A 16,031-nucleotide genomic window follows, 5' to 3' on the forward strand; every position below is an offset into this window, starting at 1 on the left:
TTGTTGCCTTGGCAGTCTGCTGCGATCGCATTTAACTCATTACTTATGATATCATAGCCGGTAAATCACTTACGACAGAAGCGTAGTTAAGGAGTTTCCCGATGATTGAAATCGAAATTTATAGTGTTGTTCTTTTTCGGGATGCGAGCGTGCGAGCAATTTCAAAACTATCGGTGGCGATCGCCACGACTCTTCTGAGCACAGTTGTAACTGCAACCCAAGCCTACGCAGTTCCCGTCACCTACGATTTCACCGTCACTGTTACCAAAGGCAGGTTAGCAGGCAATTCATTCAACGGTTCTTTCAGCTACGATGATGCGAAATTGAAGGGAACTGGAGTGGAAGAATTGGGAATTGCTGAGGGATTAACGACCTGCATAAATTACATGGGACGCACTTATCGCGAAACCGATGATACCAGTTATCCTACCTTTCCTACACTCAGATTTGAGGATGGCAAAATTGCGAAACTAAACTTCTGGATTCAGCCGAATCAGCGAGTTAATTGGTGGAATTCAAATGGATGGGAAGTTAAGCTGTCTGAGCCTAAAATGAGCGATTCAACTGTTCCCAATTGTCAAAAACGGTGAGGCGTGGCAAAGCTGCGTTCGACCGTAAAAATATAGGATGAAAATGTAGGATATCGGTTGTTATAGTCATGAAAAAATGAGTCCGATTATCTACGCTGATTTCCAAGTGTTCTCGGACTTTCTGGCAAATAAACCGTTTTTTATGGGAGCTCCACGCGCCACATTAGATGCAACTGCTTGCGGTTACATTGGTAATTTCATGCGATCGCGCTAGGAAGGTGCGATCGCCGATCGTCTGCTGGGGCGATCGCTATCAACGAATGGCTCAACTATTGTTTGACAAAAACCTCAGAGATTCTCTTCCCTCTGCGTCAAGAACGCCTCTGCCGTTGATGATTTTCCCTAACTATTTGCCATCCAATCTGGGGACTCCTTCCAAAAAACTGCCGCTCAACATTAACTCAGTCATCCGGTCTAAATTGCCGCTGACTTTTAATTTTTTATCAGTTTGAAAGCGCTCGATATCTGCTTTAAGATCGCCGCTATTATATCCTAATTTACTCAAATAATCAATAGCTTGTTTGTCACTTAACAAGATATCGGCCGAACGAAAAATAGGCACGTATTCCTCTCGCCAAATCTGAGCAAAAGTTGCCCTATCTAAATAGAAAATCCTGCCGCGCGCCGGATCTCCAATGGCAGCTACACTGTCATTCATTCCCAGCAAAGCCACCGCGTGCGGTAACTTCCGAGGGCCGTCAAACAGCCAAACTGCTAGCACTCCGGGGCGATTAATTTGCTGAATTTGCTCCCAAGTCGGCGTTAGTTCGATCGCATTAACACCCAAAGCTCTTGCTGCCACAATTATCTGTGGCATCGAAGTTCCCAAGCGACTGGTGCCGGCCTCCCTAGCGACACTCGATTCCGTCGCATCCATTCCCCAACGCCTTAACACTGTTGCTAGCGCCGCCGGCGCGCAACTGCTGTTAGATGTTTGCCGAAACACACCGTTTGGCCGCAAATTATCTATTAAATCAGCGTAAATTGGCGCCAGAAAATAGGCTTCAGCGCTGGTAAATCCTCCCAATCCCAACAAGCAAATTAAAATTACTGCTATTACTTGCGATCGCGCCGTCTGCCAGCTTACAGTAAAGCCAATACCGCAGATTCCCATCAGCATCACTCGTAGCAAAGTCCAAGTAACTCGCATCCCGTGAAACCGCCACTCGATCGGCAAAACAGGCATTTGAGGCATATTTAGAGCCAGTAGCAGCAAAGCAATATAAAAACCCAAAAACAGCAGGGCGATCGAATTTCTGCCCTTAAACAAATCATTAGCCGTCACTCCCGATCGAACTAACACCCGTCCGAACCGCATTCCCCAGACAAACAGCACCGAACCCAGCACCAGCGTCACTACTATTTCCATGAACTCAAAATTTTGTTGCTTAACTAGGTTGTAACATTTATGCGATCCACTTGAACCCCACTCAATAGTAAGAGAAAGGAAAAGTGGGGGAGAGAATTTGACGATGTTTGGGTTTGGTTCCTGAATTTCCTGCTACAATCGAATAAACAGGATTTATCCAAAATCGAAGCAGGCGAAACAACCATCAATCCTAAAGACTTTGACCTGCATAGCTTCCTCGATATTAAGTTTTTTCAGGTTTTTCTTGATGAGTCTGAGTCAATGGTTGAGAATCAGATAGTTCCGCTACCTAACCCAACAGGATCTCTTGCCATGTTTGCCAACTTAAAGCTGAGAAACCGCAGGCTACTCGGATATGCAGTTCCCCTTGCTTTGGAGGCGATTAAGTTGTTTGTTTTTTAAATATAGGAAAAATTTAAGATGATTAACTTCAAAGCCCCAAAATTAAGAGAGCGTATCCTGTGGGGATATTCCATACCGATTTTGCTTTCAGTTGGAGCAGCTACTTTGGTTTTTTTAAATGCTAAAGAAGTAGAAAAAAAAGGAAAAATGCTAAATAATTCTCATGCTGTTGTTATAGATTTGAAAGAGCAACAGCTAGGATTTGCAGGTATGCAAAAATCTGCTCGCGGGTATTTTTTGGCAAAAGATAGTTCTTTCTTAACTGAATACAATGAAGCGGTAAACAGCTTTGACTACTTCTATCAGGATTTACTCAAGCGGGTTCAAAATCCACAGCAGCGCCAGCGGCTAGATGAAATGAATGTCTTACAAGATCAGATAGACAAAGGCTATAAACAAGCCTTTTCTTTGGTCGATCGAGGTAAGCAAGACGATGGACTTAATTTATGGAAAAGCCAAGTTGTACCAAAGCTTCGTCAGGTTGATGCTATAGCTAAGGAGTTTCAAAGCACCGAGGAAAGTATTTTAACCGATCAAGAAAAAAAACAGATTCAAGCTTTGCAGTTCCTGAGTACAGTGGTGATTTTAAGCACTGCTTTAGCTGCACTTACGGCAATTGCGATCGCTCTGTGGATTGCTTCAGGCATTGCAGAGAAAATGAATCAGTCAGTCAATATGATTGTTAGTTCTTCCACAGAGATTGCTGCCACAGTTGAACAGCAGGAACGCACAGCCACGCAGCAATCTAGCTCTGTAAATCAAACTACCATCACAATGGATGAGTTGGGCGCTGCTTCCCAACAATCAGCTCAGCAAGCCCAAGCTGGTGCTGAATCTGCACGGCAAGCTTTAAAGATCACTGAAAGGGGAGCAGTAGCAGTGGAGCAAACCCTGGAATCGATGGCAATATTGAAAGAAAATGTCGGGGCGATAGCGTCACAAATTCTGCAATTGAGCGAACAAACCAATCTGATTGGCAATATCTCTAGTGCTGTCACAGATTTAGCCAATCAAACAAATATGCTGGCACTGAATGCCTCAGTAGAAGCGGTGCGGGCGGGCGAAAACGCCAAAGGTTTTACTGTCATAGCCACAGAAATCCGCAAACTAGCAGATCAAAGTAAGAAATCTGCCGAGAAGATTAACAACCTGGTCGCTGATATCAAGAATGCGATCGATTCCACCGTAACGGTGACAATGGAAGGAACTAAAACAGTAGAAGAAGGAACCAAAATTAGTCAAGAAACGGCAGCAGCTTTCTCGGAAGTGGCAAAGGCTGTTAACAATGTGGTATTGAACAATCAACAAATTTCTCTAACTGCCCAACAACAGGCAGTTGCCATTCAACAAGTAGTCGATGCTATGAACAGCCTCAATCTATCGGCAAAAGAAACCGCTAGTGGTATTACTCAAACCAAATTAGGCACTCAACAATTGAACGATGCAGCCCAAAATCTAAATTCAATTGTCTAAATGGCGCTCAGTTTTTGGGACTAGCAGACTAACAATTGATAGCATTGAGTCATCAATTGATCGGGCAGCCCTCCCAGCTTGTCAAACCTCCGGCATCGAAGTCAAAACGATCACAGGCGATGGCATCGCGAAAGCCAGAGCGATCGGATTGCCTGGTAACACAGATCCGGAATCTGCCTCCGATTTTCCTGCTAGAAGAGCGAGGCTCGGACTCTGGACATCGGTTCCCTGGCTCTTCCAGGGAACCAGTTATTTATGGTTTATTAGCAAGGGGGCGATCGCGTAAATAAACCCAAAACAAGATCACCATAGATACAACACAAGAAGCTTTCCAAACAAATAACCACCAAGGACTCCACCACGCGCCGGTTTGTACTTCGACAATATCTGAGCCACCAAACAAGAAAAAAATTAGGGTAGTAATGAGGCGATGATTTCTGATTTTTCCTGAGGTTTTCCCGGCATTAAGAGCGAAACCCATACCAAAGGAAAACCAGAGGAATGCTTCAATATAATTGCCATTTACATAGATTTGCTCTAATAATTTAGCTTGTGCTTCAGCTTGTTCTAAAGAAGCCGGATTTAACATGATTGACCATGAATAAGCACCACCTATTCCGAGACAAACAAAGAGAATTGTTAGTCTTATTGCTGCACCTTTTGTCAAATTCATAAATTAATTTTTAGGGTGGGTTAGGTGGTAACTATATTGGAAAAAAAAGTTATTTGCCGTCTTATACCAATTTAATGTGAAGTTGCACATCTCCCTATCCCCCTCAATCGCCCCAACCAAAGGGGACGAAAGAATTCTTGATCCCCCTTTGTTAGGGGGCTGGGGGCTCTAATTCTATGCAGCCTCAGGAAAAATTGGTATTACTCACCCTACCACTACCCATTAAACCGAAAACCGCAATACCGTAAAACATTAATTATTTCTGTATTTTAAAATACAATTAACCGCCACCTTAAAAAAGTAGACATATATTAACAAAGTAAATGTGCGGTGGCTCAGATGTTGGCCGCTTATTGACAATAGATTTGAATGCCCCCCGATCGCCATTCGCTACAACCCTTACCCTACAAGTCTTAGTTTGAACCAGTTTTGATAAGCAAACCCGATCGCCCTTCACAACGGTTCGTTATCGATAGCGTCATCCTAAAAGATTTACTTATCAATCAAATTTAATAATTGTTTTATAATTTCCGCAAGAGTACGGTAGAGTTAATAACCAAGTCAAGAAAACGTGCGGCTCGCAAAAAGTGAGTTCACACAACTCGGCCGATCGAAATATCGATATTAATCAAACAAGTCAAATCAGCAGGGATAGTTTAAAGACTTATACTAGCGATAAATCTTTGGCTCCCTCCTGCCAACCTGCGCTCAAAACAGTTCGCTCAACCCAATTAGCGAACAGAAGAAAAGCGCCTTGATAACCTTCAGTGAATGTTGTTACAGAAGATTATGAATTGCAGCGAGGCTAGGCTATGACAAGATTTTCAGATGAATTTTCTGCGCTTTCTCGGCGTAAATTTATCGTTACAGCAGGTGCATCTGCCCTGGGTTCAATACTGCTCAAAGGTTGTTTGGGAAATCCCCCAGAACCCGGTGCAACTGCCGGTGCTGACGGCGCGATACCCGCAGCTACCTCAGTAGTGGCTGTTGCCAACGAGAAAAGAGTCGAAGGAATTGAAAGCACTAAAATCACATTGGGATATATCCCGATCGTCGAAGCAGCACCTTTAATCATTGCCCAAGAAAAAGGCTTTTTTGCCAAATACGGCATGACCGAAGTCACGATTGCCAAGCAAGCCAACTGGGGTTCGGCAAGAGATAACGTAGAAATCGGATCTGCAGGCGGCGGTATAGACGGCGGCCAGTGGCAAATGCCCATGCCTTATCAAATTAGTAAAGGGTTGATTACCAAAAACAGCGTCCAAATCCCGATGTATGTTCTAGCCCAGTTGAACACTCAGGGAAATGGAATTGCGATCGCAGCCAAACACCGAGGCAAAGGCATCGGGCTCAAACTAGACCAAGCGGCCCAAGACTACATGAAAGGCCTCAAAAAAGCAGGCACGCCCTTCAAAGCAGCCTACACCTTCCCCAAAGCCAACCAAGACTTTTGGATTCGCTACTGGCTAGCAGCTAACGGCATCGATCCCGACACAGAAGCCGAGTTGCTAACAGTACCGTCAGCGCAAACCGTAGCCAACATGAAAACCGGCAGCATGGACGGTTTCAGTACCGGCGACCCCTGGCCCTTGCGAATCGTCACAGAGGACATCGGCTTCATGTCCGCCCTGACTGGCCAAATCTGGAAAGACCACCCAGAGGAATATCTCGCTATTCGTGGCGACTGGGTAGACAAACACCCCAAGGCCACAGAAGCCCTGCTAGCAGGACTGATAGAAGCGCAGCAGTGGTGCGACAAACCAGAAAATCGCCCAGAATTAGTAGCCATTACTTCTGGCAGAAACTACTTTGACGTAGCTCCGGCAGTTTTGACACCTCCCTACCAGGGCAAGTACCTCATGGGTGACGGCCAACCAGAGATCGACGATTTCAAGATGAGTCCGCTGTACTGGAAAGACGACCTCGGCAACGTTTCTTATCCCTACAAGAGTCACGATTTGTGGTTTTTAACCGAAAGCGTTCGCTGGGGTTTCCTGCCGACAACAACCTTGGCAGATTCTAAGACAATTATCGATAAAGTCAACCGCGAAGATTTGTGGAAAGCCGCAGCAAAATTAGCCGGAGTTGCGGATGCTGACATTCCGAAAAGTACGTCTCGCGGCGTTGAGAAGTTCTTTGACGGTACAGAATTTAATCCGGCTCAGCCAGAAGCTTACCTCAAGAGTTTAGCAATTAAAAAAGTGTGATGAGGTCTTAGATTCGCATAATTTAGTCTCGAATTGTAGGGTGGATACTGCCCCGCATTGGTGTCAAATTAACGCTCTTTCTCTCAGTCCGCTAGGGACTAAAGGTTTAACGTGTTTGTTAACACCAATGCACGCCCTACCATTAATTTATTCTCGAAAAAAACAGCAGAAACATAGGAGATTATCAAGATGGCTGTCAGCACAAATCGGAGAGGCGGAGTCGCTGTCCAAGGAGCATTTGGCGAGTTTTGGAAGAAGCATTCCCCAAATATCTTGCCGCCAATTTTAGGAGTTTTGGGGTTTCTGTTGGTTTGGCAATTCTTGTCAAGTACGGGACTGATAAAACTGCCGGGGCCGCTCAGCGTTTGGACTGACGAACGGACGCGGATTTTGTTGCTGTATCCTTTCATGAATTCCAAAACCTACGGGATCGGCTTGTTTTGGCAAACTTTGGCTAGTTTGGAACGGGTGGCAAAAGGCTACACTCTAGCCGCTGCTGTGGGAATTGCTGGGGGTGTTTTGGTAGGTACGAATCCCTTCTTGAACAAGGCTTTAGATCCGATTTTCCAGTTTTTGCGGATGGTGGCGCCTTTGGCTTGGGTGCCCATTGCCCTGGCTGCACTGCAACAAAACGAACCTGCTGCTTTGTTCGTGATTTTTATCACTTCAGTTTGGCCGATTTTAATCAACACGGCTGAAGGTGTTCGCCAAATTCCCGACGACTATAACAACGTGGCGAAAGTGCTGCAACTTTCTCGTCAGGAATATTACATGAATATTTTGTTTCCGTCGGCGCTTCCTTATATCTTCACAGGATTGAGAATTGCGATCGGTTTGGCTTGGCTGGCGATTATTGCGGCAGAAATTGTGATGTCGGGGATTACGGGTATCGGCTTCTTTATTTGGAATGCTTACCAGCAAAACTACATCAGCGAAATTCTGTTAGCGGTGTTCTACATTGGGGCTGTTGGTTTGTTGCTCGATCGCATGATGGCTTGGTTGCAGCAAAAGATTGCTCCCCCTCAAGGAAAGTAGCTAATTCGATGGGTTAACGGTTGACTGTTGACTGTTGACTGTTGACTGCTGACGGTTGACGGGTGACTGTTACAGGAATTACGAACTCCGAGGCTCAGAAACCAATTTTTTAAACTATTCTTGAAGGATTCAATAAAGTATTTTGGTTAGTTTAAAGACAAGTTTTATGCCTCCAGGAATGTATTAGCTATGAGCTGTTATATATCAACAGCGAACAGCGAACAGTCAACAGTCAACAATCAAGATCTAGCAAAATAACAAACCTACAAAAAAGGCAAGAAAATCATGTCTGTTTTGATTGCAGTAGAACAAGTCGAAAAAGTTTTTAACTTATCAGACGGTGGCACATACATAGCCCTCAAAGGCATCGATCTGGAAATTAAAAAAGGCGAATTTATCTCATTAATTGGACACTCGGGCTGTGGCAAATCTACGCTGCTCAATATGGTGGCAGGTTTGGATTTGCCGACAGCCGGATTGGTGACAATTGAAGGGCAAAGAATCACCCAGCCAGGCCCCGATCGCATGGTAGTATTCCAAAACTATTCCCTGCTACCTTGGCGGACGGTCAGAGAAAACATTACTCTAGCTGTAGATTCGGTGATGAGCGGCTTACCCAAGGCGGAACGCCTCGAAATCATTCAAAAACACATCGATATGGTGGGCTTGACGGCTCACGCCGAGAAGCAACCTGCACTGCTGTCGGGCGGACAAAAACAGCGCGTGGCGATCGCCCGTGCTCTGGCCCTGCGCCCCAAACTGTTACTCTTAGACGAACCCTTCGGCGCTTTGGATGCTTTGACTCGCGGCAACTTGCAAGAAAAGTTGATGGAAATTTGCCAAGAGTACGAAATCAGCGCCCTGATGGTAACGCACGATGTGGATGAGGCGGTGTTGCTGAGCGATCGCATCGTCATGCTCACCAACGGCCCAGAATCGAAGATTGGCGGGATTCTCGAAGTAGACATCCCCCGCCCCCGCAAACGGATGGAAGTAGTCTCACACCCCAGCTACTACGCTCTACGTAGCGAAATGATTTACTTCCTCAACCAGCAGAAGCGCGTCAAAAAACTGCGGGCGCGGAAAGTACCCGCGATCGCCCGTCACGGCCTAGAAAAAGTCAACCTCGAACTCGGCTTCGTCCCCCTCGCAGCCTGCGCTCCCCTCGCTGTCGCTAAAGAAAAAGGCTTTTTTGCCAAGCACGGCCTCGATGAAGTCCACCTCGTGCGGGAAACAAGCTGGCGCGGCATCGTAGACGGCATCGCAGCAGGTTACTTAGACGCAGCTCAAATGCCCTCTGGAATGGCGCTGTGGTTGAGCTTGGGGGGCCACCAAGAGAAGCCGATTCCGACGGTTACAGCCCTCACCATGAGCCGCAATGGCAACGGAATTACCCTCGCGAGGCGCTTTTACGACCAAGGGATCTACACTCTGGCAGACTTTAAAAAAATGCTCCAGAGAACGCCCGCGCAAACGCACCGTATGGCGATCGTGCACCCTTCTTCGATGCACAACCTGTTGCTGCGTTACTGGCTGGCTTCCGGCGGCATTGACCCGGATCGCGATGTGTTGCTGAAAAATATCCCACCGGCTCAGATGATTGTTGACTTGCAGGGCGGCACTATTGACGGTTTCTGCGTCGGCGAACCTTGGAACTTGCGGGCCTCGATGGAAGGAGTCGGCTTTACGGTGGCGACAGATTTGGAACTGTGGCCCGGACACCCCGGGAAAATTCTCGGCGTTCGGGAAGACTGGGCAAATGCTTATCCCAACACTCACATTGCTCTAGTCAAAGCTTTGCTGGAAGCTTGCAACTATTGCGCCGATCCAAATCACGCCGCGGAGGTTTCGGAAATTGTCGCGGGAAGGGAGTACGTCGCCACCGACAAGAATTACATCCAACTCGGCGACCCCAACTCTTTTGCTTGCAACCTCGATACTCCGATGCGGGAATACGCCCACCACTTGTTTTCTGGAGAGGGGGTTAATCGCCCAAGCCGCACCGAACAACTCTGGCACATGGTGCAGATGGCGCGCTGGGGCGATACTGTGTTCCCGCGCAACTGGGTGGAAATTCTGGAACGGGTGGTGCGAGTCGGTGCGTTCAGCACGGCGGCGCGAGAGCTGGGGATGGCTGATATTAATTACACTCGCGGTTCTCTCAGCTTGTTTGACGGCTCGGTGTTTAATGCTGACGATCCGATCGGCTATCTCAACAATCTGGCGATTAAACGCGATTTCACGATGGCGGAAGTTGTACTCGATTCCGGCCGCAGAGCTGCTTAGAGCAGTTTTTAGTTGGATAAAAACAGGGGAATTGCTAATTGTTAGTTGTTGGTTTTTAGCTGTTAATTGCTAGTGAGCAATTCCCTCTTCATGACCTCCGTTACATCCGTTAAATCCCGTACATTGCTCGTTGCCGAACTTCCTTCTTTCTTTGCGAATCACCCACTCACAATTTCCTAAATCCATGCTCAACACCACTAAAAACGAGACGAACACCAAAACTCAAATCCAGCGGGGAAAAGGCCGCCGCCAACCTTTTTTGGTGATGGACAATGTTTACAAAGAATATCCAAACGGTTACAGGGCTTTAGAAAACGTCAATCTGAATGTAGCTGAGGGAGAGTTTATTACTCTGATCGGACACTCGGGCTGCGGCAAATCAACACTGTTAAATATGGTGTCGGGTTTTAGCCATCCCAGCCAGGGCACCGTGTCGATTAACGGGCAGCCGATTACGAAGCCGGGCCCCGATCGCATGGTGGTGTTCCAGGGTTACGCTTTGCTGCCTTGGCGGACGGTGTTTGAAAATGTTTACCTTGCGGTTAATGCTGTATTTCCGAATAAGTCGAAGGTCGAAAAAAATGCGATCGTCAAAGAGCATTTGGCGATGGTGGGATTGACAGAAGCTGCTGAGAAAAGACCGCCGCAAATTTCGGGGGGGATGAAGCAGCGGGTTTCGATCGCCCGCGCCTTGGCAATTCGCCCGAAAGTGCTGATTTTAGACGAACCTTTTGGTGCTCTGGACGCAATTACTAAGGAGGAATTGCAAGAAGAGTTGCTGAAAATCTGGAACGATCACCGCTGTACGGTGTTGATGATTACTCACGATATTGATGAAGCGCTGTTTTTGGCCGATCGACTGGTGATGATGACTAACGGCCCGTCGGCGACAATTGGCGAGGTTCTAGAAATTCCTTTTCCGCGTCCGCGCGATCGGGTTCAAATGATGGAAGATCCGGAATACTACAATTTGCGGAACTACGCCCTAGATTTCCTGTTCCGTCGCTTTGCACACGATCACGATGCCTAATCGGTTGAGAAATCAAAGTTAAACAGGAGAATATGAGACTTATCGAACAATTTTAATTCTGGTGGGGAGTAGGCGTTGGGCATCCTGCCGGCCCAAGACGCGCTTTTTTGCAGAAGTCTATTGAAAAGTTGAAGCCCCAGTGTTCCCCGATGTCAGGGGAACAGCGCTGCAGGCGCAATTTTCCCGATCCGGTTGGGTAAACTGAAGCTTAATGGTGGGCGATAAGTTTTTTCGGACGTTCGGATCTTTTTCTGAGCTTTTACGTCTACCAGCGAAGAGACCCGATTGCCTAGCTGTCGGTAAGCTGGCATGAACAGAGCCCACCCTCGGATCGAGGGTGGGCTTCTTCTTCATGTTATTAACCGTTTTTGGGCGATCGAGGGTTTGTGCATTCCACCCTTTGAACTGGCACAATGCGGGGATGTTATTACTGTTTGATGAATTAAGGTTTTTGTCAAAATAGCGGTTTTCAGTTGAGTGAAGTACAGACGCTCGGGTAGGGAAACGGCCGATCCTAAGTCCGGCGCGGGGCTCTGTGACTTTTAACAATTGGTATAAGACTGATGATTGTAGCAACACTTTTTTAAATTTGTATTACTCAGGTTTGCACGGAAAAATCCTCTGGGTCAATATCCCAATTTACCCAGCGAATTGCTTCTTTAGCCGATCGCACATCAGGCGGCACTCGCAAAACGTGAATGAATCCCGTGCTCGGACAGGTCATTTTTAACAAATAAATAGGTTCTTTTTCAGGAGGATTACCATCGCCATCGAAATAAACAGGATCGAAAAAAGTAGGGTCTAAGTCATTAGGATCGAAGCCATCAATATCAGCATCAATTCTTAGCAGCGTATATTCTTTCCAGCAATCTAATTCTGTTGCCTGTAATTCAGAGCAAATTTTCGCGTAGCCAATTCCCTGAATTAACACTCGCCGAACTTCCGCATTGTCTTCCTCTAAAAGCCAAGTCGCTTGCCAGCGATCGGGGTGAATTTGTCCGTATGCTTCGGGCAGTGTTACTCCGTGATATGAGTAGAGTTTGTAGCCGTCGGAAAATTCAATTGCCGATTCTCCTTCTGCGTGGAGGCGATGTTCGCTGTCGAGGCAGAGTTTGGTTGGGCGATCGCACACGTAGCAAACATCATAAAACGCAAAAATCCAGCCGCATTCTGTTAAAAGCTGCTGAAAGCATTCTAAGGCTTTCTGTGCCCCAGGTTTGAAAATAGTTCCGAATGTAGAAACACAAAGTTCTGCCACGCAGATTGTACCCAACAAGTATGGCGGAATAATAGGTCTTGAGCGGTTCCTGTAGTTTGAAAAATCTCCTCCCAATTCTTGTTCTAGCTGTCCCTCCCATCTCCCTAATTCATAATCACCATTCCTATATGTGATTAAGCACTCATATTTTAGCTTTTTCTGAAGTAGATCGATAAAATCAGTTTCCTGAGTGAGATGTTGCTGTTTTTTTAACTGTGCTATGGCTGCATGAGGGCTACCGCAAATAATAACGTTAATACTTGTCTCACCGACGGCTGCACAGGCAAATTCGATCGCTGCTGCGGCACGGGTGCGATCGATTCGATCTGTAGAACGGGCGATAACTTCCCACTGGGATTGCAGGGAAGTTAGCTTGGATATTGGATTGTTTTCCAGCCACAAATCGACCAAATTAGTCAGAGATTTCAGGGGTGTTATGTCTGATATTTGATTGTCTTCCAGATGCAGCCATTCCAATTTAGTCAGATATTTCAAGGGTGTTATATCTGATATTTGATGGTTTTCCAGATGCAGCGTAGTCCTATTTGATAGTATCCGATTGGCTTCATTGCAATCACAAGTGCCAGCCTGTTTTAACAGCATCTCAACTGTATGCCTTGCCGATGCTGAAAGACTATCTTTGTGCTTGCACCAATCGGCAAAGCTACTGAAATTAATTGGTTGGTTTGCTTGTGGTTCTGGCATAATAAATTCTGACTCCATTTTGGTAAAATTTCAGTCCGGCAGGGGTTTAAACCCCTGCCTCACAGCTTAAGTCGGTTGAAACCGACTGAAATTAAATGGTTAGATCGCGATCGCGTACAATATTTGTTGTCTATTCATGCAGCGTTACGATCTTAACAGTCAGTTTTAACTGACTTGAGCTTTGAGCCTGGGGTTTAAACCCCAGGCGGGCTATCAGGGCGATCGAAAATCTTTAAGTTTGCACGAAAAAATCCTCTGGATCGATTCCCCAATTTACGCAGCGAATTGCCTCAAGAGCCGTTAGCGAAGCCCTCGAAGAGGATCGCACATCAGGCGGCACTCGCAAAGCGTGAATAAATCCCGTACTTGGACAAGTCATTTTTAACAAATAAACAGGCTTTGCATTACCCTCCCGATCAAAATCATCGTCAAACTCGATGCTTAATAGAGTGTATTCCTGCCAACTATCTAATTCTGTCACCGCTAATTCTTGACAAATGCGATCGTAAGTAATTCCCTGAATTAACGCACGCCGAACTTCTGCATTCTGTTCCTTCAACACCCACTTAGACTGCCACTCGTGCGGGTGCAGCCTACCGTACCATTCGGGCAAAATCACGCCGTGATAGGCGTAAATCGAAACACCGTCGGCAAATTGTACCGCTGGTGTTCCTTCGGCGTGCAAGCGGTGGTTGCTGTCGGCAGAAAGTGCGATCGGCTTGGAGCAGACAATGCAAACTTTGTCATAGGGATAAATCAAGCCGCAATCCCGGACAATCGATTGAAAAACTATCCAATTTCTGGCGTAGGAATGAGGTAAATTTAGAACGGAAATGCAAAAATCCAACAAACTGCCATAAGCAGCCCACAATACTGGTTGAATGCAATTACTGAATAGTTCTCTTCCTAATCTTTGCCAGTAAAAGTCTCGACTCGGCTCATTGAACACCTCTTCCGGTGGCAATTGGCTTGCTATGAAGCCAGCTAAATAATTCCGGTGCGCCTCCCACATTTGCGTTTGCAGTTGAGTATAAAGTCGAGCTTCCAGTTGAGTTTGCAGTTGGCTTTGCAGTTCGCTTTCTAGTTGGCTCCGCAAATAACCCCGCAGTTGTTTTTCTAGCTGGCTGCGCAGTTTTGTCTCGAATTGGCTCCGGAGTTCGCTGCTGGAATTGTCAAATTGACTGACGATTATATCGGCAGCTTCGTAGGGGCGATCGACAAAAATGATTTCCGGTGCTTTTTTGCCGATCGCACTGTAAGCCGATTTAATTGTTTCCGCAGCTTGCGAGCGATTTATCGGCCCAGTGGAAAGCGCGATCGCTCTCCACTTTTCGCGATAAACTGGAATCAAAGCTGCTTGTTCTGGCGTGAGTTTTTTAACTTTAGTCTGCGACATACCGCCAACCTTGCGGCTCATATTCCCGCTGAATTCGCACCATCCAATTACCTTCGGGAATTGCGATCGCATGGTGTTCTTCGTGACTCAATAAAGCTGTCGGCGAAAGCACCCGCAAGTACAGAGTGCCGTCTTTTTCGTAAAGTTCAGCTTGTCCCTCAATAATCTGGTGAGAATGTCCGGTGACTTCACCTTCGGCGAGAGTCAGGTGAGGTTTTTTTTCTCCTTGGATTTGGGGTACGGGGGTGAGAATTACGTCGCCTTGTCGGATGGGTTGCATAGGTTTTTTCTAAATTTTGTTTGCTGGTGTCTATCGATCGAGCTTTTCTACCGCAACTCTATACTACATTCGTAATACACTGGTGTCAAGAGCCACAAACCAAGTTCAATAACTCTTTGCTGCACTGACAGACGTTATGTTCGAGCGTGAAAGTGCGATCGCAAACAGAAATGCGATAATAGAGGCGAGTTTCGAGTTGCCTGGGTGAGGGTGGCTTGATAGATATTGTCGATGTGAATGAAAGATTGTTGGTGAAAGCCGCCCCTACAAATATTGTGGTTAATTTATCGAAGCAGTTATTACTTGACCTATTTGGCATTGCAACCTATTCACATCATCTTTGTTGACGAGAGAACCTACAACTTATTTGTATTGGTTGGGTCGCAGGAAGAGATTGAGGTTAAAATTTCTCCTAATGGGGAGTTTTTTTAAATGCTCCAAGTAGATTATACTGCAAATTTCGATACAGCATTGAAGCGTTATTTCCTTAAAAATAGCCGGAACAAAGCTGCACGACCAGTCTAATTAGACAGGCGGAAAAAGCGCTCGCATTCAATCGTAGCAAAAGTGGAAAATTCTGATTTTGCTCCTAAAATTGAGGCAGCTAGGCGCCAGCAAATGAAAGAATATAAAGGTGAGTATTGTATCCTAACAATATATTTATAAATGGGGGAGCGATCGCCCAAGCCACTTTTCCTCTAAACCGCAGAAATCCCGCGCCGAAATTCCTTAACTGCTTCAACCTTAGAAGCCATCAGCAAGCAGCGAGACAGCAGGTTGATGTCTAAACCGGGCAGAACTTCGCTTTGGTCAATTTTTTCATAACCGTGCGATCGCAAATGATACAGGCCAAATACTCCATCCTCCCAAAACCAAGCTTCGGGAACTCCCAAGGCTTGGTAGCGATTCAACTTGCTCTCGTTGCCGCTAGTAAATACAACTTCGATCGAGAGGTCTGCAATGCCTCCGGATGCTCTGCCAATTAAGTAAGATTGGTCTGCTTGTGCGGATGCTTTTCTTTCTTTTTCCTGGGTAAAGCTTCCTGTGGGAGTAAAATCGATTTCTTTTTCTACAAAATACGTACCCAGCAACAGGGCGATGACACCGCTGAAGACTTCATGTTCTGGCGAAACTGCCAAGATTTCTACCTGATTTTTGAAATAAAAAAGTCGGATGCCGGGGGAGTCTGAAAACCCCTGCTCGATTAGCTTGAATTGTTGCCAATCAATCCCGGAGTGAATTAGGCGCTGGTCTTTTGGCTTGTCTAATGTTGCTGTCATGGCACGACATCTTTTAACTATTTTATAGCAATTTAAATTCGCACAAT

At 46.2% G+C, this 16,031-nt stretch carries 15 protein-coding genes; 9 read left to right on the plus strand and 6 right to left on the minus strand.

The window, feature by feature from the left end; all coding sequences use genetic code 11:
• The first annotated feature begins 101 nt into the window (after window positions 1–101).
• Together QUA54_RS06555 and QUA54_RS06560 are read left to right on the plus strand one after the other, a co-directional pair.
• Window positions 102–590, plus strand: a complete 489-nt coding sequence (locus QUA54_RS06555; RefSeq protein ID WP_333413889.1) for a hypothetical protein — start codon at window positions 102–104, stop codon at window positions 588–590.
• 76 nt (window positions 591–666) lie between these two features.
• Window positions 667–804 (plus strand): glutathione S-transferase C-terminal domain-containing protein, encoded by a 138-nt coding sequence (locus tag QUA54_RS06560; protein WP_333413890.1) that lies wholly within the window; start codon window positions 667–669, stop codon window positions 802–804.
• 132 nt (window positions 805–936) lie between these two features.
• On the opposite strand, the gene QUA54_RS06565 is transcribed toward QUA54_RS06560, so the two are convergent.
• A complete protein-coding gene (locus QUA54_RS06565; RefSeq protein ID WP_333413891.1) occupies window positions 937–1,959 on the minus strand; it encodes a cysteine peptidase family C39 domain-containing protein in 1,023 nt (340 codons plus the stop codon).
• 420 nt (window positions 1,960–2,379) lie between these two features.
• Here QUA54_RS06565 and QUA54_RS06570 point away from each other — a divergent pair, with 420 nt between their 5' ends.
• Together QUA54_RS06570 and QUA54_RS06575 are read left to right on the plus strand one after the other, a co-directional pair.
• Window positions 2,380–3,834: a methyl-accepting chemotaxis protein gene (locus QUA54_RS06570; protein ID WP_333413892.1), complete on the plus strand. Its 1,455-nt coding sequence runs from the start codon at window positions 2,380–2,382 to the stop codon at window positions 3,832–3,834.
• A complete protein-coding gene (locus tag QUA54_RS06575) occupies window positions 3,827–4,120 on the plus strand; it encodes a hypothetical protein (protein ID WP_333413893.1) in 294 nt (97 codons plus the stop codon). Before QUA54_RS06570 ends, QUA54_RS06575 begins: the two co-directional genes overlap by 8 nt.
• Here the strand turns inward: QUA54_RS06575 and QUA54_RS06580 are convergent.
• Window positions 4,088–4,507, minus strand: a complete 420-nt coding sequence (locus QUA54_RS06580; protein ID WP_333413894.1) for a hypothetical protein — start codon at window positions 4,505–4,507, stop codon at window positions 4,088–4,090. The genes QUA54_RS06575 and QUA54_RS06580 overlap by 33 nt on opposite strands.
• An 812-nt stretch (window positions 4,508–5,319) precedes the next feature.
• On the opposite strand from QUA54_RS06580, the gene QUA54_RS06585 reads away from it, so the two are divergent.
• The 4 genes from QUA54_RS06585 (at window position 5,320) to QUA54_RS06600 (ending at window position 11,065) form a co-directional block, all read left to right on the plus strand.
• Entirely contained in the window at window positions 5,320–6,714 is a 1,395-nt protein-coding gene (locus QUA54_RS06585; protein WP_333413895.1) for a CmpA/NrtA family ABC transporter substrate-binding protein, read from the plus strand.
• A gap of 189 nt (window positions 6,715–6,903) precedes the next feature.
• Window positions 6,904–7,749: a nitrate ABC transporter permease gene (gene ntrB / locus QUA54_RS06590; RefSeq protein ID WP_333191107.1), complete on the plus strand. Its 846-nt coding sequence runs from the start codon at window positions 6,904–6,906 to the stop codon at window positions 7,747–7,749.
• Window positions 7,750–8,034: 285 nt separating this feature from the next.
• Window positions 8,035–10,035 carry a nitrate ABC transporter ATP-binding protein gene (locus tag QUA54_RS06595; protein ID WP_333413896.1) on the plus strand — a complete coding sequence of 667 codons (2,001 nt, stop codon included), beginning with the start codon at window positions 8,035–8,037 and terminating at the stop codon, window positions 10,033–10,035.
• Window positions 10,036–10,219: 184 nt separating this feature from the next.
• Window positions 10,220–11,065, plus strand: a complete 846-nt coding sequence (locus QUA54_RS06600) for a nitrate ABC transporter ATP-binding protein (protein ID WP_333199458.1) — start codon at window positions 10,220–10,222, stop codon at window positions 11,063–11,065.
• A 598-nt stretch (window positions 11,066–11,663) separates the two neighbouring features.
• On the opposite strand, the gene QUA54_RS06605 is transcribed toward QUA54_RS06600, so the two are convergent.
• The 3 genes from QUA54_RS06605 to QUA54_RS06615 form a co-directional block, all read right to left on the minus strand.
• Complete coding sequence (locus QUA54_RS06605) at window positions 11,664–13,028, minus strand: DUF6745 domain-containing protein (RefSeq protein ID WP_333413897.1); 1,365 nt, start codon at window positions 13,026–13,028, stop codon at window positions 11,664–11,666.
• Window positions 13,029–13,260: 232 nt separating this feature from the next.
• Window positions 13,261–14,424, minus strand: a complete 1,164-nt coding sequence (locus tag QUA54_RS06610; RefSeq protein WP_333413898.1) for a DUF6745 domain-containing protein — start codon at window positions 14,422–14,424, stop codon at window positions 13,261–13,263.
• Window positions 14,411–14,704, minus strand: a complete 294-nt coding sequence (locus tag QUA54_RS06615; RefSeq protein WP_333024767.1) for a hypothetical protein — start codon at window positions 14,702–14,704, stop codon at window positions 14,411–14,413. Before QUA54_RS06615 ends, QUA54_RS06610 begins: the two co-directional genes overlap by 14 nt.
• A gap of 273 nt (window positions 14,705–14,977) precedes the next feature.
• On the opposite strand from QUA54_RS06615, the gene QUA54_RS34405 reads away from it, so the two are divergent.
• Window positions 14,978–15,136, plus strand: coding sequence for a DUF6888 family protein (locus QUA54_RS34405; protein WP_445301533.1), 159 nt, complete (start codon window positions 14,978–14,980; stop codon window positions 15,134–15,136).
• Window positions 15,137–15,402: 266 nt separating this feature from the next.
• Here QUA54_RS34405 and QUA54_RS06620 read toward each other — a convergent pair whose 3' ends face one another.
• Window positions 15,403–15,984, minus strand: coding sequence for a Uma2 family endonuclease (locus tag QUA54_RS06620; RefSeq protein ID WP_333413899.1), 582 nt, complete (start codon window positions 15,982–15,984; stop codon window positions 15,403–15,405).
• Window positions 15,985–16,031: the final 47 nt, after the last annotated feature.

It is taken from the genome of Microcoleus sp. MOSTC5 (genome assembly GCF_036701825.1).
GTDB lineage: Bacteria > Cyanobacteriota > Cyanobacteriia > Cyanobacteriales > Microcoleaceae > Microcoleus > Microcoleus asticus.

Excerpts from the sequence above, each read along its gene's own strand:
- QUA54_RS06615 (WP_333024767.1), bottom strand. The coding sequence starts at position 14,704 with ATGCAACCCATCCGACAAGGCGACGTAATTCTCACCCCCGTACCCCAA.
- QUA54_RS06560 (WP_333413890.1), top strand. The coding sequence starts at position 667 with ATGAGTCCGATTATCTACGCTGATTTCCAAGTGTTCTCGGACTTTCTG.
- QUA54_RS06570 (WP_333413892.1), top strand. The coding sequence starts at position 2,380 with ATGATTAACTTCAAAGCCCCAAAATTAAGAGAGCGTATCCTGTGGGGA.
- QUA54_RS06565 (WP_333413891.1), bottom strand. The coding sequence starts at position 1,959 with ATGGAAATAGTAGTGACGCTGGTGCTGGGTTCGGTGCTGTTTGTCTGG.
- QUA54_RS06555 (WP_333413889.1), top strand. The coding sequence starts at position 102 with ATGATTGAAATCGAAATTTATAGTGTTGTTCTTTTTCGGGATGCGAGC.
- QUA54_RS06620 (WP_333413899.1), bottom strand. The coding sequence starts at position 15,984 with ATGACAGCAACATTAGACAAGCCAAAAGACCAGCGCCTAATTCACTCC.
- ntrB (WP_333191107.1), top strand. The coding sequence starts at position 6,904 with ATGGCTGTCAGCACAAATCGGAGAGGCGGAGTCGCTGTCCAAGGAGCA.
- QUA54_RS06605 (WP_333413897.1), bottom strand. The coding sequence starts at position 13,028 with ATGCCAGAACCACAAGCAAACCAACCAATTAATTTCAGTAGCTTTGCC.
- QUA54_RS06595 (WP_333413896.1), top strand. The coding sequence starts at position 8,035 with ATGTCTGTTTTGATTGCAGTAGAACAAGTCGAAAAAGTTTTTAACTTA.
- QUA54_RS06600 (WP_333199458.1), top strand. The coding sequence starts at position 10,220 with ATGCTCAACACCACTAAAAACGAGACGAACACCAAAACTCAAATCCAG.
- QUA54_RS06580 (WP_333413894.1), bottom strand. The coding sequence starts at position 4,507 with ATGAATTTGACAAAAGGTGCAGCAATAAGACTAACAATTCTCTTTGTT.
- QUA54_RS06585 (WP_333413895.1), top strand. The coding sequence starts at position 5,320 with ATGACAAGATTTTCAGATGAATTTTCTGCGCTTTCTCGGCGTAAATTT.
- QUA54_RS06610 (WP_333413898.1), bottom strand. The coding sequence starts at position 14,424 with ATGTCGCAGACTAAAGTTAAAAAACTCACGCCAGAACAAGCAGCTTTG.